The following is a 1128-nucleotide window of genomic DNA, read 5'->3' on the forward strand; positions in this document are numbered from 1 at the left end:
CGTCGAGCGTCAGCGCGATCTCGCCGCGCGCCGCGGCATCGGCCGGCAGCCGCGTGATGTTCTCGCCCAGCCAGGTCGAGCGCGGCCACAGCCCGAGCAGCGTGATCGCGAGGTGGTCCAGCACGACCGCGCCGAGCGCCCACGGCCACGCGCTGGGCGTGCGCAGCACGGCGAGCAGCGCCAGCAGGTGCAGTGCGGCGCTGAACAGCAGGAAGGTGGGAACGGGCCAGGTCGTCATGCAAAAAGCACTGCCCGCCGGCAGGGGAATTCAGGGGGCGGATTGTCCCACACCGCCCGGACGGCGCGCCCAGCTGGCCGACAGCAGCAGGCACAGCAGCGTGCCCGGCGCGACCACCTCGCCCAGCGCCACCAGCAGCGGCACGCTGGAGGTGCACAGCAGCGCGAACGACGCGACGATGGTCAGGTTGGCCAGCAGCAGCGAGGCGAGCGTCTCGGCGTCAGCGGCCTGGGCCTCCTGCTGTGGTGTGTGTTGCGCCAGCTGGTCGAAGAACAGCGCGTAGTTCGACCCGACCGCCACCACCAGCAGCAGCCCGACCAGGTGCAGCACGCCGAGCGCGACGCCGGCGAGCGTGAGCCCGGCCAGCACCAGCACCACGCTGGCCGCCAGCGGCAGCGCGACACGCCACAGCCGACGCAGCGAGCGCAGCCCGGCGTACAGGATCAGCAGCACCGCCAGCGCGCCGAGCGCGCTCTGCCAGAAGGCCTCGCGCAGGTAGCGCGCGTAGAGCGCATCGAGCTCGGGCTGGATCTCGACGACGCGGGTGTCCGGCAGGCCCTGCATTGCCTCGCGCAGCCGCGCCGCGGGCAGCGCCTGCGTGCCGGCGCGCAGGCTCAGCAGAACGGTCCATGGGCGACCCGCGGCCGCGGGCAGCAGCTGTGCCTGCAGCGCGGTCGCGAGCGGCGTGCCGTCGTAGTCGGCGCGCCTCACCGGTTTCGCCTGGCGCTGGGCCTGGACATCGGCGATGAAAGGCTCGAGCCGGTCTGCAGGCAGCAGGCCATCGACAGTGGCCTGCTTCAGCCTGGCGCGCAGCGTGTCGGCATCGGGCAGCGCGGCCTGGCGGGCGGCCTGCGTGGCCGCGCTCGGCAGCAGCCGGGTCGGCGATTCGT

The 1128-nt window shown here is 73.7% G+C and carries 2 pseudogenes; both read right to left on the reverse strand.

The features are described from left to right. A pseudogene (locus AC1D01_RS35845) lies at positions 1 to 238 on the reverse strand (polysaccharide deacetylase family protein); the annotation flags it as partial. 30 nt (positions 239 to 268) lie between these two features. Continuing rightward, positions 269 to 1128, reverse strand: a pseudogene (locus AC1D01_RS35850) (MMPL family transporter); the annotation flags it as partial.

The sequence above is a fragment of the Rhizobacter sp. P3_B12 genome (assembly GCF_056402895.1).